The organism is Citrobacter sp. RHBSTW-01044 (assembly GCF_013781945.1).
Lineage (GTDB): Bacteria > Pseudomonadota > Gammaproteobacteria > Enterobacterales > Enterobacteriaceae > Citrobacter > Citrobacter braakii.
The window spans coordinates 1,875,099-1,899,971 of sequence record NZ_CP056180.1 but is presented as its reverse complement, the minus strand read 5'-3'; the positions used below and the strand labels follow the sequence as shown (position 1 = coordinate 1,899,971).

At 53.7% G+C, this 24,873-nt stretch carries 28 protein-coding genes and 1 riboswitch; of the genes, 16 read left to right on the top strand and 12 right to left on the bottom strand.

Annotated elements, in window-relative coordinates; all coding sequences use genetic code 11:
• Window positions 1-10 precede the first annotated feature (10 nt).
• The 12 genes from HV352_RS09090 to pduF all read right to left on the bottom strand — a co-directional run bounded on the left by HV352_RS09090 (window position 11) and on the right by pduF (window position 11,107).
• Window positions 11-796, bottom strand: coding sequence for a cobalt-precorrin-6A reductase (locus tag HV352_RS09090; RefSeq protein ID WP_016156865.1), 786 nt, complete (start codon window positions 794-796; stop codon window positions 11-13).
• Window positions 793-1,518, bottom strand: a complete 726-nt coding sequence (locus HV352_RS09085; protein WP_003030278.1) for a precorrin-3B C(17)-methyltransferase — start codon at window positions 1,516-1,518, stop codon at window positions 793-795. The genes HV352_RS09090 and HV352_RS09085 overlap by 4 nt, the downstream gene beginning before the upstream one ends.
• Window positions 1,518-2,573, bottom strand: a complete 1,056-nt coding sequence (cbiG, locus tag HV352_RS09080) for a cobalt-precorrin 5A hydrolase (RefSeq protein WP_016153520.1) — start codon at window positions 2,571-2,573, stop codon at window positions 1,518-1,520. Before cbiG ends, HV352_RS09085 begins: the two co-directional genes overlap by 1 nt.
• Window positions 2,554-3,327, bottom strand: coding sequence for a cobalt-precorrin-4 methyltransferase (locus tag HV352_RS09075; RefSeq protein ID WP_003030275.1), 774 nt, complete (start codon window positions 3,325-3,327; stop codon window positions 2,554-2,556). Before HV352_RS09075 ends, cbiG begins: the two co-directional genes overlap by 20 nt.
• On the bottom strand, window positions 3,320-3,889 hold the full coding sequence (locus HV352_RS09070) for a decarboxylating cobalt-precorrin-6B (C(15))-methyltransferase (protein WP_181635370.1): 570 nt from the start codon (window positions 3,887-3,889) through the stop codon (window positions 3,320-3,322). Before HV352_RS09070 ends, HV352_RS09075 begins: the two co-directional genes overlap by 8 nt.
• On the bottom strand, window positions 3,879-4,484 hold the full coding sequence (locus HV352_RS09065) for a cobalt-precorrin-7 (C(5))-methyltransferase (RefSeq protein WP_047357940.1): 606 nt from the start codon (window positions 4,482-4,484) through the stop codon (window positions 3,879-3,881). Before HV352_RS09065 ends, HV352_RS09070 begins: the two co-directional genes overlap by 11 nt.
• Complete coding sequence (gene cbiD, locus HV352_RS09060; protein WP_016153523.1) at window positions 4,478-5,614, bottom strand: cobalt-precorrin-5B (C(1))-methyltransferase CbiD; 1,137 nt, start codon at window positions 5,612-5,614, stop codon at window positions 4,478-4,480. The genes HV352_RS09065 and cbiD overlap by 7 nt, the downstream gene beginning before the upstream one ends.
• On the bottom strand, window positions 5,611-6,243 hold the full coding sequence (locus HV352_RS09055) for a cobalt-precorrin-8 methylmutase (protein ID WP_181635369.1): 633 nt from the start codon (window positions 6,241-6,243) through the stop codon (window positions 5,611-5,613). Before HV352_RS09055 ends, cbiD begins: the two co-directional genes overlap by 4 nt.
• 10 nt (window positions 6,244-6,253) lie before the next feature.
• Complete coding sequence (gene cbiB, locus HV352_RS09050) at window positions 6,254-7,213, bottom strand: adenosylcobinamide-phosphate synthase CbiB (protein WP_142417491.1); 960 nt, start codon at window positions 7,211-7,213, stop codon at window positions 6,254-6,256.
• Window positions 7,210-8,589 (bottom strand): cobyrinate a,c-diamide synthase, encoded by a 1,380-nt coding sequence (locus tag HV352_RS09045; protein WP_149381623.1) that lies wholly within the window; start codon window positions 8,587-8,589, stop codon window positions 7,210-7,212. Before HV352_RS09045 ends, cbiB begins: the two co-directional genes overlap by 4 nt.
• Before the next feature lie 87 nt (window positions 8,590-8,676).
• Window positions 8,677-8,852, bottom strand: a riboswitch (cobalamin riboswitch).
• Window positions 8,853-9,184: 332 nt separating this feature from the next.
• A complete protein-coding gene (gene pocR / locus HV352_RS09040; RefSeq protein ID WP_016153526.1) occupies window positions 9,185-10,096 on the bottom strand; it encodes a regulatory protein PocR in 912 nt (303 codons plus the stop codon).
• 201 nt (window positions 10,097-10,297) lie between these two features.
• Window positions 10,298-11,107 (bottom strand): propanediol diffusion facilitator PduF, encoded by an 810-nt coding sequence (pduF, locus tag HV352_RS09035; RefSeq protein ID WP_016153527.1) that lies wholly within the window; start codon window positions 11,105-11,107, stop codon window positions 10,298-10,300.
• A 525-nt stretch (window positions 11,108-11,632) separates the two neighbouring features.
• On the opposite strand from pduF, the gene pduA reads away from it, so the two are divergent.
• Genes pduA through pduS form a run of 16 tightly spaced genes read left to right on the top strand, consistent with a single transcriptional unit; the run spans window position 11,633 to window position 24,871 of the window.
• Entirely contained in the window at window positions 11,633-11,914 is a 282-nt protein-coding gene (gene pduA, locus HV352_RS09030) for a propanediol utilization microcompartment protein PduA (protein ID WP_003030255.1), read from the top strand.
• Window positions 11,914-12,726 (top strand): propanediol utilization microcompartment protein PduB, encoded by an 813-nt coding sequence (gene pduB, locus HV352_RS09025; RefSeq protein WP_016153528.1) that lies wholly within the window; start codon window positions 11,914-11,916, stop codon window positions 12,724-12,726. Before pduA ends, pduB begins: the two co-directional genes overlap by 1 nt.
• An 18-nt stretch (window positions 12,727-12,744) precedes the next feature.
• On the top strand, window positions 12,745-14,409 hold the full coding sequence (gene pduC / locus HV352_RS09020; RefSeq protein WP_003030249.1) for a propanediol dehydratase large subunit PduC: 1,665 nt from the start codon (window positions 12,745-12,747) through the stop codon (window positions 14,407-14,409).
• Window positions 14,410-14,419: 10 nt separating this feature from the next.
• Window positions 14,420-15,094, top strand: coding sequence for a propanediol dehydratase medium subunit PduD (gene pduD, locus HV352_RS09015; protein WP_181635368.1), 675 nt, complete (start codon window positions 14,420-14,422; stop codon window positions 15,092-15,094).
• 14 nt (window positions 15,095-15,108) lie between these two features.
• Entirely contained in the window at window positions 15,109-15,627 is a 519-nt protein-coding gene (gene pduE / locus HV352_RS09010) for a propanediol dehydratase small subunit PduE (protein WP_153690249.1), read from the top strand.
• A 15-nt stretch (window positions 15,628-15,642) separates the two neighbouring features.
• Window positions 15,643-17,475 carry a diol dehydratase reactivase subunit alpha gene (locus HV352_RS09005; RefSeq protein ID WP_181635367.1) on the top strand — a complete coding sequence of 611 codons (1,833 nt, stop codon included), beginning with the start codon at window positions 15,643-15,645 and terminating at the stop codon, window positions 17,473-17,475.
• Window positions 17,465-17,815, top strand: a complete 351-nt coding sequence (locus HV352_RS09000) for a glycerol dehydratase reactivase beta/small subunit family protein (RefSeq protein WP_181635366.1) — start codon at window positions 17,465-17,467, stop codon at window positions 17,813-17,815. The genes HV352_RS09005 and HV352_RS09000 overlap by 11 nt, the downstream gene beginning before the upstream one ends.
• Window positions 17,816-17,834: 19 nt before the next feature.
• A complete protein-coding gene (gene pduJ, locus HV352_RS08995; protein WP_001057752.1) occupies window positions 17,835-18,110 on the top strand; it encodes a propanediol utilization microcompartment protein PduJ in 276 nt (91 codons plus the stop codon).
• A 24-nt stretch (window positions 18,111-18,134) separates the two neighbouring features.
• Window positions 18,135-18,599 carry a BMC domain-containing protein gene (locus HV352_RS08990; protein ID WP_181635365.1) on the top strand — a complete coding sequence of 155 codons (465 nt, stop codon included), beginning with the start codon at window positions 18,135-18,137 and terminating at the stop codon, window positions 18,597-18,599.
• Entirely contained in the window at window positions 18,599-19,231 is a 633-nt protein-coding gene (locus HV352_RS08985; protein WP_016153533.1) for a phosphate propanoyltransferase, read from the top strand. Before HV352_RS08990 ends, HV352_RS08985 begins: the two co-directional genes overlap by 1 nt.
• Window positions 19,228-19,719, top strand: a complete 492-nt coding sequence (gene pduM, locus HV352_RS08980; RefSeq protein WP_181635364.1) for a microcompartment protein PduM — start codon at window positions 19,228-19,230, stop codon at window positions 19,717-19,719. The genes HV352_RS08985 and pduM overlap by 4 nt, the downstream gene beginning before the upstream one ends.
• A gap of 3 nt (window positions 19,720-19,722) precedes the next feature.
• Window positions 19,723-19,998: a EutN/CcmL family microcompartment protein gene (locus tag HV352_RS08975; protein ID WP_046275687.1), complete on the top strand. Its 276-nt coding sequence runs from the start codon at window positions 19,723-19,725 to the stop codon at window positions 19,996-19,998.
• Between the two features lie 8 nt (window positions 19,999-20,006).
• The gene (pduO, locus tag HV352_RS08970) at window positions 20,007-21,014 is read left to right on the top strand and encodes a two-domain cob(I)yrinic acid a,c-diamide adenosyltransferase PduO (protein ID WP_016153535.1); all 1,008 of its coding nucleotides are present in this window, start codon (window positions 20,007-20,009) and stop codon (window positions 21,012-21,014) included.
• On the top strand, window positions 21,011-22,396 hold the full coding sequence (gene pduP, locus HV352_RS08965; RefSeq protein WP_047415486.1) for a CoA-acylating propionaldehyde dehydrogenase PduP: 1,386 nt from the start codon (window positions 21,011-21,013) through the stop codon (window positions 22,394-22,396). Before pduO ends, pduP begins: the two co-directional genes overlap by 4 nt.
• A gap of 10 nt (window positions 22,397-22,406) precedes the next feature.
• Complete coding sequence (locus tag HV352_RS08960; protein WP_016156879.1) at window positions 22,407-23,519, top strand: 1-propanol dehydrogenase PduQ; 1,113 nt, start codon at window positions 22,407-22,409, stop codon at window positions 23,517-23,519.
• Window positions 23,516-24,871 (top strand): cobalamin reductase PduS, encoded by a 1,356-nt coding sequence (pduS, locus tag HV352_RS08955; RefSeq protein WP_181635363.1) that lies wholly within the window; start codon window positions 23,516-23,518, stop codon window positions 24,869-24,871. The genes HV352_RS08960 and pduS overlap by 4 nt, the downstream gene beginning before the upstream one ends.
• The last annotated feature ends 2 nt before the right edge of the window (window positions 24,872-24,873 follow it).

Below are 24,873 nucleotides of genomic sequence, written 5' to 3'. Positions count from 1 at the left end.
CTCTAACTCCTTAAGCAGCGGCCAGCCAGCGCGTTAAACGCGCCCCAAAGGCGGCCTGACTTTCCAGTAACTCTTCTCCCGTCACCAACGGTGCCGGACGTGTAATCACGATGCAGGGGATACCAGCATCCAGACAGGGTTGAACTTTCTCCTGATAACCACCTTCCGCACCGGATGCCTTAGTGATCACCACATCAGCCTGACACTGGCGGTAAAACGCAGCGTTGAACTCGGCGCTAAACGGCCCGCACAATGCAAAAATCTCACCGACGCCAAATCCCAGGTCCGCGCATTGCTGAATAACCTCGGGTACAGGCAGGACGCGCGCCAACAGCGTTTTTTCAGGCAACCCTTCGCGCCAGATAGCCAGATCTTTACTGCCGGTCGTCAGCAGCACGCGGTCACCGAAACGGCGCGCAACCTCGCAGGCTTGCTGAATACTCTGTACGGTATAAAGCTGCGGGTGGGTTAAACCGCTTAACTGCTCAGGACGTTGATAGCGGCTCAGCAGTACCCCCGCCGCTTCGCAGGCGTTCATGATGTTGCGGCTCACCACCTCGGCATACGGATGCGAGGCGTCTATCACCCAGCGCGTCCGATTTTCCTGTAGCCAGGCAATCATTTGTTCGCGCTCCAGACGCCCGCAGCGCACCTGACCTTTGATATCTCCCGCCAGCTGCTTCCCCGTTGGAGTCGCAACTGACAGGGTGTAGGCCACATTGGCTGCGTCCAGTTGCTGGCACAGCATGCGCGCATCGCTGGTACCGCCCATGACCAACACATCACCGTAATTCACAGCACATAACCTCGTGGCGTGATCATCAGGCCGTCCTGAACATAGGTTGTTTTGTTGCCAACGATCACAAGGCTGGTCATATCAACCGGTTCAAAGTCCATTTCACCCAGGGTGGTCAACCATTTTTCCTGTTTTTTACGTCCGGCTGACTTCACAATACCCACCGGCGTTTGCGCGCTCTTGCTGGCAGAAAGCAGCTCAAATGCGCGCGCCAGATGTCCTTCGCGACCCCGACTGCGCGGGTTGTAGAAACAGATTACAAAGTCTGCTTCGCCGGCAGCCACTATACGTTTTTCGATAACTGGCCACGGTGTTAACAGATCGCTTAAGCTGATGTGGCAGAAGTCGTGCATCAACGGCGCGCCCAGCAAAGAGGCGGCGGCAATGCTGGCCGTCATTCCTGGGATCAGCCTGACCTCAACGTCCAGCTTTTGCTTGCTGACCAGCTCAAGCACCAGCCCGGCCATACCGTAAATCCCTGCATCACCGCTGCTGATCAGCGCCACATTGTGACCTGCCTGCGCCAGTTCGATCGCCGCCTGGCAGCGTTCAATCTCTTTGCACATCCCGGTTTTGATCACCTGCTTGTCGCCAGTGAACGCTTTTACCAGGTGGGTGTAGGTTTTATAGCCAACGATGATTTCCGCTGCCTGCAATGCTTCAACGGCTTCCATGGTCATCATTGCCTGCGAGCCAGGGCCAATTCCAATTACGCTTAACATCAGTGTGAAACTCCCAAAGTGATAGTGACGCCCTGTTCTCGCAGGGTCTCGCCTAACAGTTTTCCGTGGCTCAGCAGCCAGGCTGCAGGACCGGAAACGCTTCCTGTACCCACCGTTTTGCGAACAAACGATGAGGCCGGAAAACGGTGTTCATGCTCACGCAGCGCGTCAGCAGTAAAGGTTTCGAAAGGAACGCGACAGCACGAAGCCAGTTGGATAAGTCCCTGTTCATCTTTTTTCAGCGTGATACTGCCAATCGCTTTAAGCGCCAGCGGATCGAGCTGCTGGGCTTCGAGTTGCCTGGCAAGCAGCGCGGCCAGCAACGGGAACGGCGTGTCACGACGACAACCAATTCCGGCCACAACACGCTGCGGCACCAGCTTCCAGTGCGGAACAGGCAGATCGGGTAAGTTGGTGCGTAAGGTGATACACACCAGCGCATCCAGTTCAGGAAGCTGATTGAGATCGGTTACCGTGATAAATCCGCGCCGGTCGCAATGACTGACATCCTGCGTCAGTTCATCATCCCACCACAGCCCAACCCGCTTATTACTGACCAGCATCTGATTAACGATCTTCACCGCCGAACGGAAATCACTCATCCGGGCATTCAGTTGAAATGCCAGCGTATCCAGTGCCGCCATATCGTTGACATCCGTCGCCGTGGTGATCACCGGATCGGCGCCCAACATGCCCGCCAGATACCGCGCCAGCGCATTGGCACCACCCGCGTGACCGGAGAGCAGGCTGATGACATGCTGGGCGCGTTCATCAATGACCACCACCGCCGGATCGCAAAATTTGTCGTTGACCAGCGGGGCCAGCACGCGCACCGCAATGCCGGTCGCACCGATAAAAATCAGCGCCGAGTAATTCGCAAACGCTTCGCGGGCGGTATTCGCAAAGCCGTTTTCGAAAGGAATGAATCCCTCCTCCAGCAGCTTTTCACTGGTAAAACAGGTGACCGGCAGCATGGCCGCCAGACGTTTTGCCAGCGTAACGCCTCCCGGGGTCAGGCAAAAAAGCGCAATTGACTCAGGCTTTACGGTATTCATGGCTAAAGTCCGCCGCATAGAGTTTGGAGTAGTGATACTCCGAGCCCAGGAAATTACCGACCAGAATAAGGGCCGTTTTACGGATGCCCGCATCACGAACCTTGTCGCCAATATCCGCCAGGGTACCGCGCACGGTCTGGCTTTCCGGCCAGGTTGCCTTGTAGATCACCGCCACGGGCGTGGTCGCCGGATAACCGCCTTCAATCAAACGCTCGGCCACACGATGAATACGCTGAACGGACAGATAAATCGCCATAGATGTCTGGTGACTGGCAAATGACTCCAGCTGTTCGCGCTCCGGCACCGGCGTGCGTCCTTCCAGGCGGGTAATAATCAGGCTCTGTGAGACCTCAGGCACGGTATATTCAACGCCCAACTCCGCCGCCGCGCCAAGGAATGCGCTGACGCCGGGCACCACCTGCCAGTCAATCCCGCGTTTGGTCAGTTCCTCGCCCTGCTCGCGCACGGAACCGTACAGCGAAACATCGCCGGTTTGCAGACGCACCACGGTCTTACCCGCTTTCACTCCGGCTTCCATCAGATCAAGGATCTGCTCCAGATGCAGCTCAGCGCTGTCGTGGCATTCAGCACCAGCAGGGCAATATTCCAGCAATTCCGTGTTAATCAGCGAGCCGGCGTAGATAACAACCTGCGCCTGCTGTAGCAACCGGTAACCTTTGAGGGTAATCAGCTCGCGATCGCCAGGACCTGCGCCAACAAACCACACGCTACGGGGATCAAAAATCTCAGACATGGTTTCCTTCCTTCTGACAGGCGATAACAAATACGGGGTTATTCGGTTTGAAATAGTGACCACTGCCAAGCGTGGTAAGCGAGGAAACCTGTAGATGCAGGCAATCCACTCCCGGTACGCCAAGATGGTCCAGATGTGCCAGCGCGGTGTTGAGGTTTTCCTGGAGGATGAATGTCATCACCAGCCGCCCTGCGGGATGCAATTGACGCATTGACCAGTCAATCAGTTCAGTCAAATGGCCGCCGCTGCCGCCCATGAAAATGGCATCGGCTTTTTCAGCGATGGTCATCGGCGCAACACCGGGAAAAATGTCGATGTTTGCACAGGCAAAATGCTGGCGGTTTTCATCCAGCAACCTGAGCGCCGCCGGATTACGCTCGATTGCCGTCACGCGCAATCCAGGGTATTGCAGCGCGGCTTCTATCGACACGCTGCCAGTTCCCGCGCCAATATCAATCAGGTGACTGGCGCGGTGTAATTCAAGTTTTGAGAGGGCAAGTGCACGTACCGCTTCTTTGGTCATCGGCACTTTCTCTCCACGTAAAAACAGCTCATCTTTCATCAAGGATCACCACTGCATTCATGTCATAGTCGGCGTTAACTTCGCTCACAGGCAGGAAATGGATCCGTTCGTTTTCCATTGCCAGGTTTTCGCCAATCACCATCCAGCGATGTCCCTTGCCTCGTGCAATGAGCTGCTGCGCAATTTCACGCGGGCCGCACTGCGCATCTGTCACCATCGCCACCTTGTTATGTCGCGCCAGTTCATCGAAACAGACGCTGCGACCATGGCTACTGGTCAGCCACATATCGTTCATATCAATACCGGACTGCGCACACAGGTACTGCACCGCGCTAATACCGGGAATAATGCGCACATTTTCAATACCAAAATGCGCCACCATGCGCGTCCCGATGCCGTAAAACAGCGGATCGCCAGATGCCAGCACCACAACGCGTTGCTCCTGGTGCGCGCAAATCCAGTTCAAAAGTTCGAGAATATTGGCGCCGAGAACAAACTGTTCACCGGTAAAATCCGGGAATTGCTGCAAATGTCGCTTTCCACCGACCAGAACATCAGCCGTTGCGACCGCTTCACGCGCCGCAGGCGTCATCAAATGCAAACCGGCTGGCCCCATCCCTACAACGGTTAACATTGCATCTCCTCAGCAATCTCTGCGACCGGGCGATTACTTCCAAGCACCTGATTATCAAAAGAGAACATGATGGCGTCACAGGTCGGGGGATTTTTGGTAAAGCGCAACGTTTGCAGGACGCGCATACAGATGCGCTTAGCCAGATGGTTGTAAATGTGCTGAAAACCGTATGCTTCTATGTGTTCCATCGCCGCCTCGGTGGTATCGCAGTCGCTGACCAGCGTGAGCAGTTCCAGCGGCGCCCCCAGTAACGCGAGGTGGGCCACCAGCGTTTCCATGCGAGCATCGGCAATATGGCTGTGGGTATGAAAGATCCCCGCCGCAATTTTGACGAGCTTACCAGGGTGTCCCACCAGCACAATTTGTCGGAACCCCAGACGTACGGCTTCTTCAATCATGTAGCCGACAAAATTGCTCATAGTGACCACAACCTGGGTGTCGATCCCCATCTGCTCACGCACAAAACGTTCGCCGTGGTTTCCTGGCACCAGTACGACACGCTCCAGCCCCGCCGCTCGCTTAATTTCCAGCTCCAGCGACAGTGAACGTTTCCAGCTTTCTTCAGACATCGGCGTGACGATCCCAGTCGTACCAATGATCGAAATGCCGCCCAGAATGCCAAGGCGGGAGTTGTAGGTTTTTTGCGCCCGCTCTTCGCCTTCCGGCGCGAAAATTTCAATTTGCGCCCCACGATTCGGACCAATCGCCTCACGAACCGCAGACTCAATGGTCTGGCGAGGTGTGCGATTAATCGCCGAACTGCCCACTGGCAGGCCGATCCCTTTGCGGGTTACCGTGCCAACGCCTTCCCCGCCCTGAAGGGTTATCTCTTTGCTATCGTTTAACGTCACGCGGGCAAAAATCAGCATGCCGTGAGTGGCATCCACATCATCGCCACCGTCTTTGCGGATGGCGGCTATCGCCTGCTGTCCTTCGATATGCGGTGACTCTACGTTCAGACACAGCGTCACACCTGATGGCGTCACGATAGAAACCTGATGGATCAGGTGTTGGCGCAATACCATCAGCGCCGCCACTTTTGCCGCCGCCGTCGCGCACGATCCCGTGGTATATCCTTTACGCAGCGCTTTACCGTTGTGCCACACAGGCGTATCGAAGGACTCGCTCATCGCGCCCCCTGCATGTGATAAAGCATGGCGTTGACGATCGCGGCGGCGACGTTACTTCCTCCTTTACGACCTAACGCAGCAATGGCGGGCAGATTGCTTTGGGTCAGTGCATCTTTCGACTCTTCTGCACCGACGAACCCAACCGGTACACCAACTACGCCACTGACGGCCACATCATGCTCAAGCAGGCGGAACAGCGCTGTCGGCGCGTTGCCAAACACAAACAGCTTTTCACCCTCTTCCTTCACCGCAATGTCAACGGCCGCCATTGACCGGGTAATGCCCTGCACTTTTGCCGTCCGCACGACCCGCGGGTCGCTGATGTAGCAGCGGCATTCGCCACCGAATTTTGCCAGCAGCGTTTTATTAATCCCGGAAAGGGCCATAGTGGTATCGGTATAAATCACGCTCGAACGGCTAAGCGCCGCACAGAACTGCTCCAGCACATCACTGGAAAACCACAGAATGTCCAGCCAGTCGAAATCCGCTGTCGTGTGAATAACCCGCTTGATAATGGCTTCATGTAACGGGCTGGCAAACTGATAGTCCGGGCGGGTTTCACGGATGATCTCGCCAATAATGTCGAAACTTTTGGCCTCAATCGCCTGGGGTTGCTGGATATATTGCATTGTGTTGTCCTCAGGCTACACCGACCAGCAGCCACCGCAGCGCAATAAACAGCGCCAGTGCCAGCATCGATGCCACCCACATCAATCGAATCGTATGGGAAATGTCGTCTACCGAAATGTCGCGTTGTGCATCACCGATCCACGGTTTCTCAACGCGCTCGCCAAAGTAGTCATTAGGACCACCCAGACGAATTCCTAATGCCCCGGCAACGGACGCTTCTGACCACGCGCAGTTTGGGCTGCTGTGGTTGTAGCGATCGCGCCAGCCAATCTGCAAAGCACGCGCGCCGTCATGGCGACATAAAAATGCCGCTGCGCCCAGCAGCAGCCAACTTAGTCTCGCGGGAATATAATTTGCGACATCGTCCAGACGAGCGCTGACCATACCGATAGCGCGGTATTTTTCATGTTTGTAGCCCACCATGGAGTCAAGGGTGTTTACCGCTTTGTAGGCCATCGCCAGAGGCGCACCGCCGAGGAGCAAGAAGAACAGCGGCGCGATGATGCCATCAACGGTGTTCTCTGCCACGGTTTCCACTACGCCGCGATTGATCTGCTGTGGCTGTAATTGCGAGGTATCACGTCCTACAATCCATGACAGCTTTTCCCGACTTGCAGCAAGGTTACCGGCACGTAGCGGACGCTCGACGTCCTGCGCGGCGTTTGCCAGGCAGCGCCCGGCCAGCACGGTAAAGATCATCCAGACCTCAACCACCCAACCAAGCCAGGGATGAATAGAGTGCGCCAGCGCCAGTACTCCCCAGGACACAGCCCAGGTCAGCCCAACCACCACAATCCACATCACCGCGCCACCGATGCGTAGCGCACGGTCGCTATGGCAGTAACGCCGAACAACCCGTTGCACCGCAGAAATCAGATTGCCAATCCAGCGCACCGGATGCGGCCAGTTCTGCGGATCGCCGATGATAAAATCAAGCAGCCAGGCAACACACCACGCGAGGATGGTCATAGTGCGCTCCTCGCGGCTGCCAGCCAGTGGTTAAGCATCTGCGGACGTTGAGCAAAATGAACGTGTAGATAGCTGGCAAAGGTATTTCCCACCTGCCAGCCGCCGGACCAGGCTTGCAGCGTTTTGCCATCGCGCACTTTGCGACAGTTCATCACCGCGGAGGTTTCAGGGGTAAAATCGGAGTAGTGGAATTCATGTCCGCGCAGCACTTCGCCTTCTGCAGCTAACAACGTTTGCTGCGCGGCCTGCGCTTCGCAGTAGCCAAATCGGGTCAGACGTTTTCCCATTTTGCTGTGACCGGGAATGATATCCGCCATCAGCCAGGTATCACCCTGGCTGTCTTCCAGCGAACTGCCGAGATACATCAGCCCCCCGCACTCGGCATAAATCGCGACACCCTGCTGGTGCGCCGCCCGCAGTTGGTTAAGCATTGCAATATTACGGGCCAACGCCGCAGCATGTAACTCAGGATAGCCACCCCCCAGCCAGATCATCTGACAGTCGGGTAAACAGGTGTCGTGCAACGGACTAAAACGGACAATTTTAAGCCCCGTGCGCTCCAGTAGCACAATGTTGTCTGGGTAGTAGAAGTTGAACGCTTCGTCATCGGCGATGGCAAGCGTTAGCCCTGCCCCGGCGTCTGCGGCGGGCAACGCTGGCCATTCACCAGCAGGAAGCGTGTCTAACTGGCTTAATCTCAGCAGCGCGTCGATATCAAGAGTTTGCTCCAGCGTCGCGGCAAACGCCTGCCACGGCTGCTGGTTGATAACCGACTCACGCGCGGTAACCAAACCCAGATGACGCTCGGGAAGCGCAACGCCTTCCATACGGGGAACGTAGCCTAAGACGGGTACAGCGCAGTAACGCTCAATCGCCACTTTCAGGAGCTGGTAATGCGTTTCGCTGTTAACCCGGTTAACAATAACGCCGGCAATATTCAGGGTTGGATCAAAATGCTGAAACCCCATTACCGTCGCGGCGATCGAGGTGGAAACGGCTTTGCCATCAACCAGTAGGATAACCGGACAGCCTAACTGTTTGGCCATCGCGGCGGTGCTGCAGTAGTTTGGGTCGGTGCCGTATCCGTCATACAACCCCATAACGCCTTCAATAACGGCGATATCCGCATGTTGCATGTGCTCGCGAAATAAAGCATTCAGGGTGGGGACGGGAAGCATGAAGCTATCAAGATTGCGGGAAGCAGTGCCGCATACCGCGGTATGCCAGCCGGTATCAAGGTAATCGGGGCCTACTTTGCAAGGCTGGACGCGTAAACCGCGTTTTTTCAACAAGCTCAACAAGCCCAGCGTCACCGTGGTTTTACCACAGCCGCTTCCGGTACCTGCAAGAACAAAAGCGTGAAAATTGGCCGCCATACCCTGATCCTGTTCAGGGTGGTAGGGGTGTAAAGATACCCAGTCTCTCGACTGTATGCATCTGAACCACCCACTTCCCACCGAAGTTGTTGGTAGTCACTGACAGGCAGGTCTTCTGGCTTAGCGTCATCCTCACCCGTCCTTCCCAATCTTGCGATCAGTGGTCAATACGGGGTCGTCAGCATCACAGCAGCGGGGGCTGCGGGGGATTCTCACCCCCTTCCCTACCACAAATGTGGCAAACCTGTCAGTTCAAGAGCCTGATTAATTAAGCTCTCTGTTATGAGGTAAATTCACGACCTCATGACAATAATTCAATTTAATATCTTGCCGGGTTCATTCAACCAATTACCTGGCATAAACCCACTTATTCATATGCTCGCATTCTGAATGAAAGTGCCAACAAAGAATAAAGAAAGTCATTCACAGAGACACTGTATCTCATCACAAAAATAAAAACTGGTGCAGTTTATCCCTCTAATACTAATATTTTGTTGCGCTATGACAATTTATTGACTGCTGTCGCTACTTTTCATTTTATAATGACTGGCATAGCGCCCTATATCAAAAATCGGCAATAGCAAAATATTGCCATTTAAGCGGATTCGCCACGTGAAATGACATTTATTTGCTGGCGAAATGCCTGCGGCGTGACCTGATACGTTTGACGAAAAACTTTGCAAAAATAACTGGTTTGCGAAAATCCTAAATTACGCGCAATGCTGGCTATGCTCCAGTCACTGTGGCAAAGCAGCTCTTTTGCACTGGCCATTCGCTGCTGGTTTACCCATGCGTTAAAACCGATACCATGATATTTTTTGAACAATTTGCTGAAATAGTAAGGGCTAAGGTAAACATGAGAGGCGACATCTTCCAGACGCAATTCGTCTGATAAATGCGCATCAATATAGCGCAGTGCTTTTTTCATTTTGCTGTCATGAGGATTGGTGCTGCGGTTAGCGCGTACTGGCTCTGACTGCTGCGGGTTATCTTTGATAACCACAAAATTAAGTTGTTTCTTAAGGCAATTTTCTACGATGAGCTTCAGCAGATCCGCTGAGGCGATGACTCGCGAATAGTCCATTTCCGGTACATTACGAAACTCGTTGACCAGTTCGGGATCGGCTTGCCAGCGGTCATCTACATTCAGAATATCGACCAAACCAACATCGTTACTTAAGCGTACCTGGCCACAAAGCACAAACCCTACCAGGTGCCCCGCAATGACCAGCGGAATTGAGAAATCGGTAAGTCCGGCGTGACAGCGATAGATGCAGGGTTGATCGGATTTAGAGGCTTCCAGCCCTCCACAGCGATCGCTCATACGACAACGGGTACTGTGCTGAGGATGCTGGCGCATCAACTGGCAAAAAGGGGTGAAATTAAAAAGCTCAGAAATTTCATCACCGTGAATATTGACAACCACAACGGCCAGACTGGTGGCCTGCGCAAAATCCTGTGCGATTTTATTAATGAGTTCTGAGTTCAGGGCACTCGCAGAAATCATGATAAAACCTCTCAGTTAATTTATTGTTATAAATAAAACATATTATTCACATTCGTTTTCACCCTGCCATCCTGAGCATTGATGAAAGTCGTAATTGAACATAACAAAAGTCTCCCATTCTTGGGAGACTTTTTGGGCAGTTCAGGATACCGGATCACGAAAACAGTTTTTACTTTTCAAAAATAAACTTCTTCTGTGAAGCTAGCTCTCATTTTCGTCCAGCTTACACGTATTACACGGTAAATTTTTGCCAATCAAATAACGATAAATTGCTGCACCCGCGCACGCGCCGATGATAGGGGCCACAATCGGTACAATGAAATAAGGGATATCACGCCCACCGGTCATCGCAACATCTCCCCACCCGGCCATCCAGGCAAACAATTTAGGACCAAAATCACGCGCCGGATTCATCGCAAATCCGGTGAGCGGACCGGTGGATGCGCCGATAACAGCAACCAGAATACCAATCAGCAATGGCGCCAACGGACCTTTAGGAACGCCGTTACCGTCGTCAGTCAGCGCCATGATCATCCCCATAAGAATGGAGGTAATCACCACTTCGACCAACGCTGCCTGCCAGACGCTGAGCGCCGCCGCAGGATAAGTACTAAAAATACTGGCAAGGTGCAGGCTTTCCAGACTGCCGCGCACCATCTGGTGGGCCGACTCATACTCGGTAAACAGACTGCCGTAGAGCAAATAAGCCAGCAAAGCGCCACCAAAGGCCCCCGCGACCTGCGCCACAGTGTAAGGTAATACTTTGCGCCCCGGAAAACAGGCAAACAGCCACAGTGCGATGGTGATAGCAGGGTTGAGATGCGCGCCAGAAATCCCGGCCGTCAGGTAGACTGCAAGCGAGATCCCCAGCCCCCAAATGATGCAGATCTCCCACAATCCCAGGCTGGCACCTGCGACTTTCAGAGCGCTCAGGCAGCCAATACCAAAAAACAAAAACAGCCCGGTACCCAAAAACTCAGCAATGCATTGCGCTTTTAGTGAATCGTTCATTGTGACACCTTCTAAGCAGAGTTCGTGTCTTTACCAGCGGACTCCTTACTGGCAAGTAGAATACTTCGAGGCTTACTATAAAAGGCCATATCAGCAAATTGTTGGCATTCTGCGGATAGCTTGCCCTTTAAAATCGTGGCGCAATAGCAAATTCTTGCTACACACTTTATTAAAACATTAGAGTCAATCGGGATTTCGCGTATTACACGGACATTTTCAAAACAATAAAATATTGCTATTAGCAGAAATCTGTTTTCAAACCACCATCACAATTTCATTTTTTTCGCATAGCAAATGATATTTATAATGTCACCAGAAAAAGTGTAAATGTGGAACTGACATAACTAAATAATCATATCAACGATATTTAATATAGCCATTAAAAACAACAAGTTAAAATAATTAATAGCAATTTTATATCACCTTACCTCTATTATTTTTTCACTCTCAATTTCAAGTCAGCCATTCTTTTTCCTCGCATCTTTTTATAGTCATGAACATCGGGACAACCCAGGCGAGGTCTTTATGCAACAAGAAGCGTTAGGAATGGTAGAAACCAAAGGCTTGACTGCAGCCATAGAGGCCGCAGATGCAATGGTGAAGTCAGCCAATGTAATGCTGGTCGGCTACGAAAAAATTGGTTCGGGGCTGGTAACAGTCATTGTCCGCGGCGATGTTGGCGCAGTCAAAGCAGCAACAGATGCAGGTGCCGCCGCAGCACGTAATGTGGGAGAAGTGAAAGCCGTACACGTCATCCCACGCCCTCACACCGATGTAGAAAAAATCTTACCGAAGGGAATTAGCTAATGAGCAGCAATGAGCTGGTTGATCAGATCATGGCGCAGGTGATTGCTCGCGTGGCAACGCCGGAACAGCAGGCTATCCCTGAAAATAATCCTCCAACACGAGAAACGGCTATGGCAGAGAAAAGCTGCAGTTTAACGGAGTTTGTCGGTACTGCGATTGGCGACACCGTCGGTCTGGTAATCGCCAACGTGGACAGCGCCCTACTGGACGCAATGAAACTTGAAAAACGGTATCGCTCCATTGGCATCCTTGGCGCGCGTACTGGTGCAGGCCCGCACATCATGGCCGCAGATGAAGCGGTAAAAGCCACCAATACTGAAGTCGTCAGTATTGAGTTGCCACGTGATACCAAAGGCGGCGCGGGTCACGGTTCGCTGATTATTCTCGGCGGCAACGATGTTTCCGACGTGAAACGCGGAATTGAGGTTGCGCTGAAAGAACTGGATCGCACCTTTGGCGATGTGTATGCCAACGAAGCCGGTCACATCGAAATGCAATACACCGCACGCGCCAGCTACGCGCTGGAAAAAGCCTTTGGTGCACCGATTGGCCGTGCCTGTGGCGTAATCGTCGGCGCCCCGGCATCCGTTGGTGTCCTGATGGCTGATACTGCGCTGAAATCCGCCAACGTGGAAGTTGTGGCCTACAGCTCCCCTGCTCATGGCACCAGCTTCAGTAACGAAGCGATTCTGGTCATTTCAGGCGATTCCGGCGCTGTACGTCAGGCCGTTATCTCCGCCCGCGAAATCGGTAAAACCGTACTCGGGACCCTCGGCTCAGAACCGAAAAACGATCGTCCGTCCTACATCTGATATCAGTGAGGCTGATTCATGAGATCGAAAAGATTTGAAGCACTGGCGAAGCGCCCTGTGAATCAGGATGGCTTCGTTAAGGAGTGGATCGAAGAAGGCTTCATTGCGATGGAAAGCCCGAACGACCCTAAACCGTCGATTAAAATCGTCAACGGTACAGTCACAGAACTGGACGGAAAATCCGCCAGTGAATTTGACTTAATTGATCATTTCATTGCCCGCTATGGCATTAACCTGGCGCGCGCTGAAGAAGTCATGGCGATGGACTCAGTAAAACTTGCCAATATGCTTTGCGATCCTAACGTGAAGCGCAAAGACATTGTGCCGCTGACCACCGCAATGACCCCGGCAAAAATTGTCGAAGTGGTGTCCCATATGAACGTCGTTGAGATGATGATGGCCATGCAGAAAATGCGTGCTCGTCGTACACCGTCTCAGCAGGCGCACGTCACTAACGTTAAAGATAATCCGGTGCAGATTGCCGCTGATGCGGCTGAAGGCGCCTGGCGCGGATTTGACGAACAGGAAACGACGGTTGCCGTTGCGCGTTATGCCCCCTTTAACGCCATTGCGCTGTTAGTCGGCTCACAGGTTGGGCGCCCTGGCGTATTAACCCAGTGCTCGCTGGAAGAGGCGACCGAACTTAAACTCGGTATGTTAGGCCACACCTGTTACGCGGAAACCATCTCTGTTTATGGTACTGAACCCGTCTTTACCGATGGCGATGACACGCCATGGTCGAAAGGTTTCCTCGCCTCTTCCTACGCCTCACGCGGTCTGAAAATGCGCTTTACCTCCGGTTCTGGCTCAGAAGTTCAGATGGGTTACGCCGAAGGTAAATCGATGCTTTACCTCGAAGCCCGCTGTATTTACATCACCAAAGCCGCTGGCGTACAGGGTTTACAAAATGGCTCAGTAAGCTGCATCGGCGTGCCTTCCGCTGTGCCGTCAGGCATTCGTGCGGTGTTAGCTGAAAACCTGATCTGTTCCTCCCTGGATCTGGAGTGTGCCTCCAGCAACGACCAAACCTTTACCCACTCGGATATGCGTCGTACTGCCCGCCTGCTGATGCAGTTCCTGCCGGGTACTGACTTCATCTCTTCCGGTTATTCCGCTGTACCGAACTACGACAACATGTTTGCGGGTTCGAACGAGGATGCTGAAGATTTTGACGACTACAACGTTCTCCAGCGAGACCTCAAGGTAGATGGGGGTCTGCGTCCGGTTCGTGAAGAAGACGTTATCGCCATTCGTAATAAAGCGGCACGTGCACTGCAGGCCGTCTTTGCCGGGATGGGATTACCGCCAATCACTGATGAAGAAGTGGAAGCGGCGACTTACGCCCACGGTTCGAAAGATATGCCGGAGCGAAACATCGTTGAAGATATCAAGTTTGCGCAAGAGATCATCAATAAAAACCGTAACGGTCTGGAAGTGGTGAAAGCCCTTGCTCAGGGCGGGTTTACCGATGTCGCTCAGGACATGCTCAACATCCAGAAAGCCAAGTTAACCGGGGATTATCTGCATACCTCCGCCATTATCGTTGGCGACGGACAGGTGCTATCCGCAGTAAATGACGTCAATGACTATGCCGGTCCGGCAACAGGTTATCGCCTACAAGGCGAACGCTGGGAAGAGATCAAAAACATCCCTGGCGCACTTGATCCCAACGAACTTGGCTAAGGGGTGAAAAATGGAAATCAATGAAAAGCTGCTGCGCCAGATAATTGAAGACGTACTGGCTGAAATGCAAACCAGCGACAAACCCGTCTCATTCCGCGCATCGACAGCGGCTAGCGCGCCACAGGCTGCAGCGGCGCAGGGCGACAGCTTTCTGACCGAGATTGGCGAAGCCAAACAAGGCCAGCTGCAGGACGAAGTGATTATTGCCGTAGGTCCCGCGTTTGGACTGTCGCAAACCGTCAATATCGTAGGGATCCCGCATAAGAACATCTTGCGCGAAGTGATTGCGGGTATTGAAGAAGAAGGCATTAAAGCGCGCGTTATCCGCTGCTTTAAATCCTCCGATGTGGCATTTGTCGCCGTGGAAGGTAACCGTCTGAGCGGTTCCGGGATCTCTATCGGCATCCAGTCAAAAGGCACCACGGTTATCCACCAGCAGGGGTTACCGCCGCTTTCTAACCTGGAGCTGTTCCCTCAGGCACCGCTTCTGACGCTGGAAACCTATCGTCAGATCGGTAAAAACGCCGCGCGTTATGCCAAGCGTGAATCTCCGCAACCGGTCCCTACTCTGAATGACCAGATGGCTCGTCCTAAGTACCAGGCGAAATCGGCCATTCTGCACATTAAAGAGACCAAATACGTCGTGACGGGCAAAAACCCGCAGGAACTGCGCGTGGCGCTTTGATAAAGGATAACTCCATGAATACCGACGCAATTGAATCGATGGTTCGGGATGTGCTGAGCCGGATGAACAGCCTGCAAGACGAGCCCGTGACGCCGGCCGCGGCGAGTTCACCAGCACATACCGCGAAAGTCACGGATTACCCTCTCGCGAATAAACATCCTGAGTGGGTAAAAACCGCAACCAACAAAACTCTGGATGACTTCACGCTCGAAAATGTTCTGAGCAACAAAGTGACGGCGCAGGACATGCGCATCACCCCTGAAACGCTGCGCCTTCAGGCGGAAATCGCCAAAGATGCCGGACGTGACAGACTGGCGATGAACTTCGAGCGTGCCGCTGAGCTAACCGCTGTACCTGACGATCGCATTCTTGAGATCTACAACGCGCTGCGCCCATACCGCTCAACGAAAGACGAGCTGATGGCTATCGCTGACGATCTCGAAAATCGTTATCAGGCAAAGATCTGTGCAGCTTTCGTTCGTGAAGCGGCAGCGCTGTACGTTGAGCGTAAAAAACTCAAAGGCGACGACTAACTCAGGGACAGGATCATGCGATATATAGCTGGCATTGACATAGGCAACTCATCAACGGAAGTCGCTCTGGCTACCCTCGATGAGTCTGGCGCACTGAGCATCACCGGCAGTGCGCTGGCAGAAACCACCGGAATTAAAGGCACATTACGTAATGTGTTTGGTATTCAGGAGGCACTTTCGCTGGCAGCAAAAAATGCCGGTATCAATGTCAGCGATATTTCGCTCATCCGCATTAACGAAGCCACCCCGGTCATTGGTGACGTCGCGATGGAAACGATAACCGAAACCATCATCACTGAATCCACCATGATCGGCCATAACCCTAAAACGCCGGGCGGCGTCGGATTAGGCGTTGGCGTCACTATTACGCCGGAAGACCTGCTCAGCCGTCCGGCGGATACGCCCTATATTCTGGTGGTGTCATCGGCATTTGATTTCGCCGATGTCGCCACGATGATTAATGCCTCCGTCCGCGCCGGATACCAGTTAACTGGCGTTATTTTGCAGCAGGACGATGGCGTGTTGGTCAGTAATCGTCTGACCCACCCCCTGCCTATCGTCGATGAAGTCCTTCATATCGACCGCATCCCGTTAGGTATGCTGGCTGCCATTGAGGTCGCAATTCCAGGAAAAGTCATTGAAACGCTTTCTAACCCTTACGGGATTGCGACCGTTTTTGGCCTCAACGCCGACGAGACTAAAAACATTGTCCCGATGGCGCGGGCGCTGATCGGCAACCGTTCTGCCGTGGTCGTTAAAACGCCATCAGGTGATGTGAAAGCACGAGCCATTCCTGCCGGAAATCTGGAGCTACAGTCGCAGGGTCGTACCGTACGGGTCGACGTTGCAGCTGGCGCTGAAGCGATTATGAAAGCGGTTGGTGAATGCCCGAAACTGGATAACGTCACCGGAGAGGCTGGGACCAATATTGGCGGCATGCTGGAGCATGTGCGCCAGACAATGGCTGAATTAACCAACAAACCCAGCCACGAAATTTTTATTCAGGACCTGCTGGCAGTCGATACCTCGGTTCCCGTCAGCGTGACCGGCGGACTAGCCGGTGAGTTCTCGCTGGAACAGGCTGTCGGCATTGCTTCCATGGTGAAATCAGACCGCCTGCAAATGGCGATGATTGCTCAGGAAATCACGCAAAAGCTCAACATTGACGTCCAGGTTGGCGGCGCCGAAGCCGAAGCTGCCATTCTGGGGGCCTTAACCACCCCCGGCACGACGCGGCCACTGGCTATTCTGGACCTCGGTGCAGGATCGACCGATGCCTCCATCATCAACCCGAAAGGCGAAATTATTGCCACGCACCTGGCGGGTGCGGGCGATATGGTCACGATGATTATTGCCCGTGAACTGGGGCTGGAAGACCGTTATCTCGCTGAAGAGATCAAAAAGTACCCGCTGGCGAAAGTCGAGAGCTTGTTCCATCTTCGCCACGAAGATGGCAGCGTCCAGTTCTTCTCTACACCTCTCCCACCAACGGTTTTTGCCCGCGTATGCGTAGTAAAACCCGATGAACTGGTGCCACTGCCAGGCGAACTGGCGCTGGAGAAAGTCCGGGCCATTCGCCGCAGCGCTAAGGAACGCGTTTTCGTCACCAATGCACTCAGAGCGCTACGTCAGGTGAGTCCGACCGGGAACATTCGGGATATTCCCTTTGTGGTGCTGGTTGGCGGCTCATCCCTGGACTTTGAAGTTCCGCAACTGGTCACCGATGCGCTGGCACACTATCGCCTGGTTGCCGGGCGCGGCAACATTCGAGGCACCGAAGGTCCGCGCAACGCGGTCGCGACAGGGCTGATTCTCTCCTGGTACAAGGCATTCGCTCATGGAAAGTAATCTCACCACACCAGCCATCGTTATCTTCGCCACTGCTGGATGCACTGACGTCTGGAGTGATGTGCTGCTGGGTATTGAAGAAGAAGGGATCCCCTTTGTGATTCAGGAGAGCCCGTCAACTGACGTTATCCACAACGCATGGCTGGCGGCTTGCCAATCGCCGCTGATGGTTGGCATTGGCTGCAATCGCGAAAAACTGGTCGTGCACTATAAAAACTTACCCACATCAGCGCCACTATTTACGCTGACGTATCAACAAGATAACCACGCCCGACGCAGCATTGGTAATAACGCTGCGCGGCTGGTTAAAGGCATTCCATTTCGGGAATGCCACTCATAACCCACAGGAGAAAAGCAGTATGAATAACGCACTGGGACTGGTTGAAACAAAAGGGCTCGTCGGCGCTATTGAAGCCGCTGATGCCATGGTGAAATCCGCAAACGTGCAGTTGGTTGGTTACGAAAAAATCGGCTCAGGCCTTATCACCGTTATGGTTCGCGGCGATGTCGGCGCAGTGAAAGCTGCCGTAGATGCAGGAAGCGCTGCAGCAAGCGCCGTTGGCGAGGTGAAATCCTGCCACGTTATCCCGCGTCCGCACAGCGACGTTGAAGCCATTTTACCTAAATCCGCATAAGTCGTTGCAACCAAGGAGCACAGCGTGAAGCAATCACTGGGATTACTTGAAGTTAGTGGTCTGGCATTAGCCATCAGTTGCGCGGACGTCATGGCGAAAGCCGCCTCCATCACGCTGATGGGCCTCGAAAAAACCAACGGTTCAGGCTGGATGGTGATCAAGATAATCGGGGATGTGGCCTCCGTCCAGGCGGCCATTTCCACCGGTGTCAGTTTCGCTGATCAGCGAGATGGACTGGTGGCTCATAAAGTCATATCCAGACCAGGGGATGGCATTCTGTCACATAGCGTCACCCCGGAGTCTGAGCCAGCGCCCGCCCCGACACCGGTCGTACCACATGAAGAGATGCCTGAGGACCATGCAGCGCCCGAAGTGCCGCAAGATGCAGAGTTGATTAGCTGCAATCTGTGTCTTGACCCTGCCTGCCCCCGTCAAAAGGGCGAGCCGCGCTCTCTTTGTCTGCACTCAGGCAAACGAGGTGAAGCGTGATGGATAAACAGCAACTTGAGACAACGGTCACCAAAGTTCTGGATGAAATGCGTGAGCGCCCTATTCCGCTAGGGATTTCTAATCGTCATATTCATCTATGCGCTGAAGATTACGACCGCTTGTTTCCCAATCACCCTATTAGTGAGAAAAAAGAGCTGCTGCAGCCCGGACAATATGCAGCAGACCAGACCGTCACGTTAGTGGGACCAAAAGGTCAGTTAAAAAATGTGCGCTTACTCGGCCCACTGCGTAGCACCAGTCAGGTCGAAATTTCTCGTACCGACGCTCGTACGTTGGGAATTGCTGCTCCACTACGGATGTCAGGCAGTATCGAGGGCACGCCAGGCGTTCGCCTTATCAGTCCATTTGCTGAACTGGACTTAGCATCCGGGGTAATCGTCGCCCAACGCCATATCCATATGTCGCCGCTCGATGCCCTAATCCTGCGCGTTTCCCATGGCGATAAAGTCTCTGTTGCCATTAATGGCGATGAACGTCGACTGATTTTCGATAACGTCGCCGTACGCGTTTCGCCGGATATGCGCCTTGAGATGCATATCGATACCGACGAAGCCAATGCTGCGGGCGCAGATAATCCGCAGGCATTTGCCACACTGGTGAGCCCACGATGAACAACGAACTGCTGCAACGCATTATCGAGGAGGTTGTTTCCCGATTAAAAAAACGCGAGGAAAGCACGCTCTCGCTTAGCGTCGCGCAGTTACGAGAAATCGAACCACGGACATTGTGCTGCCAGTACTCGTCGCTCCACCTCCTGCAGGCGGACCTGCCATTGCTGGAGCAAATTGCCGAGGGCTGCGCGGACAACATGTCGGTGGTAACGATCCACGAAGCGCTGGCATGCGGAGTCCGCGTGAAAATTTCACTACAACACCGATTGTTACCCGCAATCCCCGTTAGAAAACTCGCGCGTCTGCCGCTGGAGTTCAGTGACGATCTGGGACGAATCATCGTTTTGCATCCTGACAAACTTCTCAGCTATGCCGACGTCGCCCAACTGAAGGGGGGCGTTCTGGTGCTACGTCGTCGATGTGTCGTGACGGCTCTGGCTCAGGACGCCGTCGGTACGCGAAATGTCCAATTAATTAAGCAGGAGTGAGCTATGCATCTGGCACGGGTTACTGGCGTTGTGGTTTCCACGCAAAAATCCCCATCACTGGTGGGGAAGAAACTGTTGCTGGTACGTCGGGTGAGTGTGGACGGAGAACTTCCCGCGTCCCCTGTGAGTGGAGATGAAGTCGCGGTTGATTCTGTCGGCGCTGGAACTGGAGAACTGGTATTACTCAGCAGTGGCTCCAGCGCCAGACACGTTTTTTCCGGCCCTAATGAGGCCATCGATCTGGCTATCGTCGGCATTGTCGACACGCTTTCTCGTTAGGAGGAACTATGGCGATTTATACCCGCACTGGCGATGCTGGCACAACGGCCCTCTTTACCGGGCAACGCGTGAGCAAAACGCACCCGCGCGTCGAGGCTTACGGTACGCTGGACGAACTTAATGCGGCGCTTAGCCTGTGTGTTTGCGCAGCGAAAAACCCGCAGCACCGCCAGTTACTCGAAAACATTCAACTGCAGCTTTTTTGGTTCAGCGCCGAGCTGGCAAGCGAAAGCGAACAGCCAGCGCCAGAGCAGCGCTACATCAGCTCAGAAGAAATTGCCGCGCTGGAAGCCGCCATTGATACCGCGATGGGGAGAGTGCCCCCCCTACGCAGCTTTATTTTACCTGGCCGCAGCGAAGCCGCCAGCCGTCTGCACTTTGCCCGCACGCTGGCCCGCCGCGCAGAGAGGCGACTGGTCGAACTCTCCACCGAGATTTCCGTCAGACACGTGCTGATGCGTTATATCAATCGCCTCTCCGACTGCTTATATGCGCTTGCACGAGCAGAAGATCATGACGCCCATCAAAACAACATTATTCAGAAAGTGGCGGAGCGTTATCTCGCAGCCATCCGTACATCAGCCACCAGGGAGCCAGCTATGTCTCTGTCTTTTCAGGAACTCCACCAACTCACTCGCGCTGCGGTAACGAGAGCAGAAGAACTTCAGGTTCCGGTCGTCATCAGCATTGTTGATGCGAATGGGACCCAAACGGTGACCTGGCGCATGCCTGACGCATTACTCGTCAGTAGCGAACTGGCACCGAAAAAAGCCTGGACCGCCGTGGCAATGAAAACCGCCACGCATGAGCTGACATCGGCAGTGCAGCCAGGCGCCGCGCTTTACGGTCTGGAAAGCCATATGCAGGGAAAAGTCGTCACCTTCGGTGGCGGGTACGCATTATGGCGTGAGGGGTTACTCCTTGGGGGTCTTGGCATCAGCGGGGGAAGCGTTGAGCAGGATATGGACATTGCAGAAACGGCCATTGCGGCAATTAACGTGAGAACACATCAATGAACACTTCAGAACTTGAAACCCTTATTCGTAACATTTTGAGTGAGCAACTTGCCCCGGCAAAAGCAGAAGTTAAGGGTAATGGAATTTTTCCGTCCGTTAGCGAAGCGATCGATGCCGCTCATCAGGCTTTTCTGCGTTATCAGCAATGTCCATTGAAAACCCGCAGCGCCATCATTAACGCCCTGCGAGAAGAGCTGACGCCTCACCTTGCTTCATTGGCTGCTGAAAGCGCTGCCGAAACGGGAATGGGCAACAAAGAGGATAAGTTCCTTAAAAATAAAGCTGCGTTGGACAATACCCCGGGTATCGAAGATCTCACCACTACGGCGCTTACCGGTGACGGCGGCATGGTGTTATTCGAGTATTCACCCTTTGGCGTGATTGGTTCCGTCGCCCCCAGCACCAACCCGACGGAAACCATTATTAACAACAGCATCAGTATGCTGGCTGCGGGAAATAGCGTTTATTTTAGCCCACATCCAGGTGCAAAAGCGGTCTCACTGAAGCTGATTACCATGATTGAAGATATTGCTTTTCGCTGCTGCGGGATTCGGAATCTTGTCGTCACGGTCACAGAACCCACTTTTGAGGCTACCCAGCAGATGATGGCGCACCCTAAAATCGCAGTTCTGGCGATTACCGGTGGTCCAGGCATTGTTGCTATGGGCATGAAAAGCGGGAAAAAAGTCATTGGCGCAGGCGCAGGCAATCCTCCCTGCATTGTTGATGAAACAGCCGACCTGGTTAAGGCGGCAGAAGATATCATCAATGGCGCATCCTTTGATTACAACCTCCCCTGCATTGCTGAGAAGAGTCTGATTGTTGTTGATGCCGTTGCCGAACGACTGGTTCAACAAATGCAGTCTTTTGGCGCGATGCGACTCAATAGCGAAGAGATAGACAAACTGCGCGCAGTTTGTCTGCCAGAAGGAATAGCCAATAAACAACTGGTAGGGAAAAGCCCGGCAACCTTACTGGAAGCCGCGGGAATACCGGTTCCGGCAAAAGCACCTCGATTACTGATAGGTATCGTCAAGGCTGACGACCCATGGGTTACCAGCGAGCAACTGATGCCAATGCTCCCCATCGTAACGGTGAGCGATTTTGACAGCGCGTTAACGTTGGCCCTGAAGGTTGAAGAGGGATTGCATCACACCGCCATTATGCATTCGCAAAATGTGTCACGTCTGAACCTTGCCGCGCGCACGCTTCAGACCTCCATTTTTGTGAAAAATGGCCCCTCTTATGCTGGGATTGGCGTTGGTGGTGAAGGCTTTACCACCTTCACCATTGCAACGCCGACCGGTGAAGGAACGACATCTGCGCGCACTTTCGCACGCTCTCGTCGTTGCGTGCTGACAAACGGTTTTTCTATTCGCTAATGGGGCCGTTATGAAAAGCTTTTCACTGCAAACTCGATTGTACAGCGGCCAGGGAAGCCTGGATGTGCTTAAGCGCTTCACGAATAAGCATATCTGGATTATCTGCGATGGTTTTCTCGCGCGTTCTCCCCTGATTGAAAAGCTGCGCGACGCGCTGCCAGCGGATAACCGCATCAGCATTTTCAGCGATATCACCCCCGATCCCACCATTAGCACGGTAGTACAAGGGATTGCGCAAATGCAGTCCCTACGACCGGACGTCGTAATTGGTTTTGGCGGTGGCTCTGCACTGGACGCCGCAAAAGCCATCGTCTGGTTCAGCCGACAGTTCGGTATTGAGATTGAAACCTGCGTTGCAATTCCCACCACCAGCGGCACGGGATCGGAGGTGACCAGCGCCTGCGTGATTAGCGATCCGGATAAAGGCATTAAGTATCCATTATTTAATAATGCGCTTTATCCGGACATGGCCATCCTTGATCCGACGCTGGTCGTCAGCGTTCCACCAGCCATAACCGCGAATACCGGCATGGACGTATTAACGCATGCGCTGGAGGCTTACGTGTCCACGAAAGCCAGCGACTTCACCGATGCGCTGGCTGAAAAAGCGGCACAAATTGTCTTCCAGTACCTGCCTGTCGCCGTCAGCAAAGGCGACTGCCTGGCAACCAGAGGAAAAATGCACAACGCGTCAACGCTCGCGGGAATGGCATTCAGTCAGGCTGGTCTGGGTATCAATCATGCGATTGCCCATCAGTTGGGCGGCCAGTTTCATCTGCCCCACGGACTTGCCAATGCGCTGCTGCTGACCCATGTCATTCATTTTAATGCCCGCGATCCGCGGGCTGCGAAGCGCTATGCCCGTTTCGCTAAAGCCTGCCACCTATGCCCGGATAACGCGAACGATACGGCGGCACTGAATGCGCTAATTCGTCATATAGAGCTACTCAAAAAACAGTGTGCGTTACCTTCTTTTGCTGACGCGCTTAAAGACGGAAAGCAAGCCTGGTCACAACGTATACCGTCGATGGTTCAGGCCGCGCTGGCTGATGTCACGCTGCAAACCAATCCTCGTGTTGCCGACGCCAGCGCCATGCAGGAACTGCTTGAGGAATTATTATGAAGACAGCCATGACGGCAGAGTCCACGCTTTATGATGCGCAGACAATTCGCGAACGCGTTCGCGCAGCGGGTGTTGTCGGGGCCGGAGGCGCAGGCTTTCCTGCTCACGTAAAATTACAGGCGCAGGTCGATACGTTTCTGGTCAATGCGGCAGAATGTGAACCGATGCTGAAAGTTGACCAGCAATTGATGGCCGTTCAGGCTGAGCGACTTATCCGTGGAGTTCAATATGCCATGACGGCTACCGGGGCCAGGGCCGGTATTATTGCGCTCAAAGAGAAATATCAAAAGGCTATCAATGCGTTAACGCCCCTTCTGCCTGCCGGGATCCGCTTACATATTTTGCCTGATGTCTACCCGGCTGGTGACGAGGTTTTGACCATCTGGATGGCAACGGGCCGGAGAGTTCCGCCTGCCGCGCTGCCGGTCAGCGTCGGCGTGGTGGTCAATAACGTCCAGACTGTACTCAACATCGCCAGAGCCGTTGAGCAGCAATACCCGGTTACGCGTCGTACCCTGACCGTTAACGGCGCGGTCGCCAGACCAATCACTCTTACCGTCCCTATCGGAATGTCTTTACGTGAGGTTCTGGCGCTGGCCGGTGGTGCTACCGTTGACGATCCCGGTTTTATTAACGGTGGCCCGATGATGGGCGGCCTGATTACCTCACTGGATACCCCAGTCAGCAAGACCACCGGGGGACTGCTGGTTTTACCAAAGTCTCATGCGTTGATTCAGCGGCGGATGCAGGATGAACGCACCGTGCTTTCCGTCGCAAAAACCGTTTGCGAGCAGTGTCGGTTGTGTACGGATTTGTGCCCAAGACATTTGATCGGCCATGAATTATCGCCGCACCTGCTGGTTCGCGCGGTTAATTATCAGCAGGCGGCCACACCGCAGTTACTGCTCACGGCCCTGACCTGTTCAGAATGCAATGTATGTGAAAGCGTAGCCTGTCCGGTTGGGATTTCACCGATGCGAATCAACCGCATGCTTAAACGCGACCTACGGGCGCTCAACCATCGTTATGAAGGGCCGTTAAATCCTGAGGATGAAATGGCGAAGTATCGGCTTATTCCGGTGAAGCGCCTTATTACCAAACTGGGCCTTAGCGACTGGTATCACGATGCGCCACTGACTGAGACTGATTATCCCACGGATAAAACGACGCTGTTGCTACGCCAGCATATTGGTGCCAGCGCCATCCCATGTGTACTGCAGAGCGAACACGTTGTTCGCGGTCAATGCGTTGCCGATGTGCCGTCCGGTGCATTAGGCGCACCTGTCCACGCCAGTATTGACGGTATTGTCAGCGAAATTACTGAGCAATCCATCACGGTAATAAGAGGTTAATC

Coding starts and splice junctions, on each gene's coding strand:
- HV352_RS09085 (WP_003030278.1), bottom strand. CDS start 1,518: ATGTTAAGCGTAATTGGAATTGGCCCTGGCTCGCAGGCAATGATGACC.
- cbiG (WP_016153520.1), bottom strand. CDS start 2,573: ATGAATACCGTAAAGCCTGAGTCAATTGCGCTTTTTTGCCTGACCCCG.
- HV352_RS09075 (WP_003030275.1), bottom strand. CDS start 3,327: ATGTCTGAGATTTTTGATCCCCGTAGCGTGTGGTTTGTTGGCGCAGGT.
- HV352_RS09070 (WP_181635370.1), bottom strand. CDS start 3,889: ATGAAAGATGAGCTGTTTTTACGTGGAGAGAAAGTGCCGATGACCAAA.
- HV352_RS09065 (WP_047357940.1), bottom strand. CDS start 4,484: ATGTTAACCGTTGTAGGGATGGGGCCAGCCGGTTTGCATTTGATGACG.
- cbiD (WP_016153523.1), bottom strand. CDS start 5,614: ATGAGCGAGTCCTTCGATACGCCTGTGTGGCACAACGGTAAAGCGCTG.
- HV352_RS09055 (WP_181635369.1), bottom strand. CDS start 6,243: ATGCAATATATCCAGCAACCCCAGGCGATTGAGGCCAAAAGTTTCGAC.
- cbiB (WP_142417491.1), bottom strand. CDS start 7,213: ATGACCATCCTCGCGTGGTGTGTTGCCTGGCTGCTTGATTTTATCATC.
- HV352_RS09045 (WP_149381623.1), bottom strand. CDS start 8,589: ATGGCGGCCAATTTTCACGCTTTTGTTCTTGCAGGTACCGGAAGCGGC.
- pocR (WP_016153526.1), bottom strand. CDS start 10,096: ATGATTTCTGCGAGTGCCCTGAACTCAGAACTCATTAATAAAATCGCA.
- pduF (WP_016153527.1), bottom strand. CDS start 11,107: ATGAACGATTCACTAAAAGCGCAATGCATTGCTGAGTTTTTGGGTACC.
- pduA (WP_003030255.1), top strand. CDS start 11,633: ATGCAACAAGAAGCGTTAGGAATGGTAGAAACCAAAGGCTTGACTGCA.
- pduB (WP_016153528.1), top strand. CDS start 11,914: ATGAGCAGCAATGAGCTGGTTGATCAGATCATGGCGCAGGTGATTGCT.
- pduC (WP_003030249.1), top strand. CDS start 12,745: ATGAGATCGAAAAGATTTGAAGCACTGGCGAAGCGCCCTGTGAATCAG.
- pduD (WP_181635368.1), top strand. CDS start 14,420: ATGGAAATCAATGAAAAGCTGCTGCGCCAGATAATTGAAGACGTACTG.
- pduE (WP_153690249.1), top strand. CDS start 15,109: ATGAATACCGACGCAATTGAATCGATGGTTCGGGATGTGCTGAGCCGG.
- HV352_RS09005 (WP_181635367.1), top strand. CDS start 15,643: ATGCGATATATAGCTGGCATTGACATAGGCAACTCATCAACGGAAGTC.
- HV352_RS09000 (WP_181635366.1), top strand. CDS start 17,465: ATGGAAAGTAATCTCACCACACCAGCCATCGTTATCTTCGCCACTGCT.
- pduJ (WP_001057752.1), top strand. CDS start 17,835: ATGAATAACGCACTGGGACTGGTTGAAACAAAAGGGCTCGTCGGCGCT.
- HV352_RS08985 (WP_016153533.1), top strand. CDS start 18,599: ATGGATAAACAGCAACTTGAGACAACGGTCACCAAAGTTCTGGATGAA.
- pduM (WP_181635364.1), top strand. CDS start 19,228: ATGAACAACGAACTGCTGCAACGCATTATCGAGGAGGTTGTTTCCCGA.
- HV352_RS08975 (WP_046275687.1), top strand. CDS start 19,723: ATGCATCTGGCACGGGTTACTGGCGTTGTGGTTTCCACGCAAAAATCC.
- pduO (WP_016153535.1), top strand. CDS start 20,007: ATGGCGATTTATACCCGCACTGGCGATGCTGGCACAACGGCCCTCTTT.
- pduP (WP_047415486.1), top strand. CDS start 21,011: ATGAACACTTCAGAACTTGAAACCCTTATTCGTAACATTTTGAGTGAG.
- HV352_RS08960 (WP_016156879.1), top strand. CDS start 22,407: ATGAAAAGCTTTTCACTGCAAACTCGATTGTACAGCGGCCAGGGAAGC.
- pduS (WP_181635363.1), top strand. CDS start 23,516: ATGAAGACAGCCATGACGGCAGAGTCCACGCTTTATGATGCGCAGACA.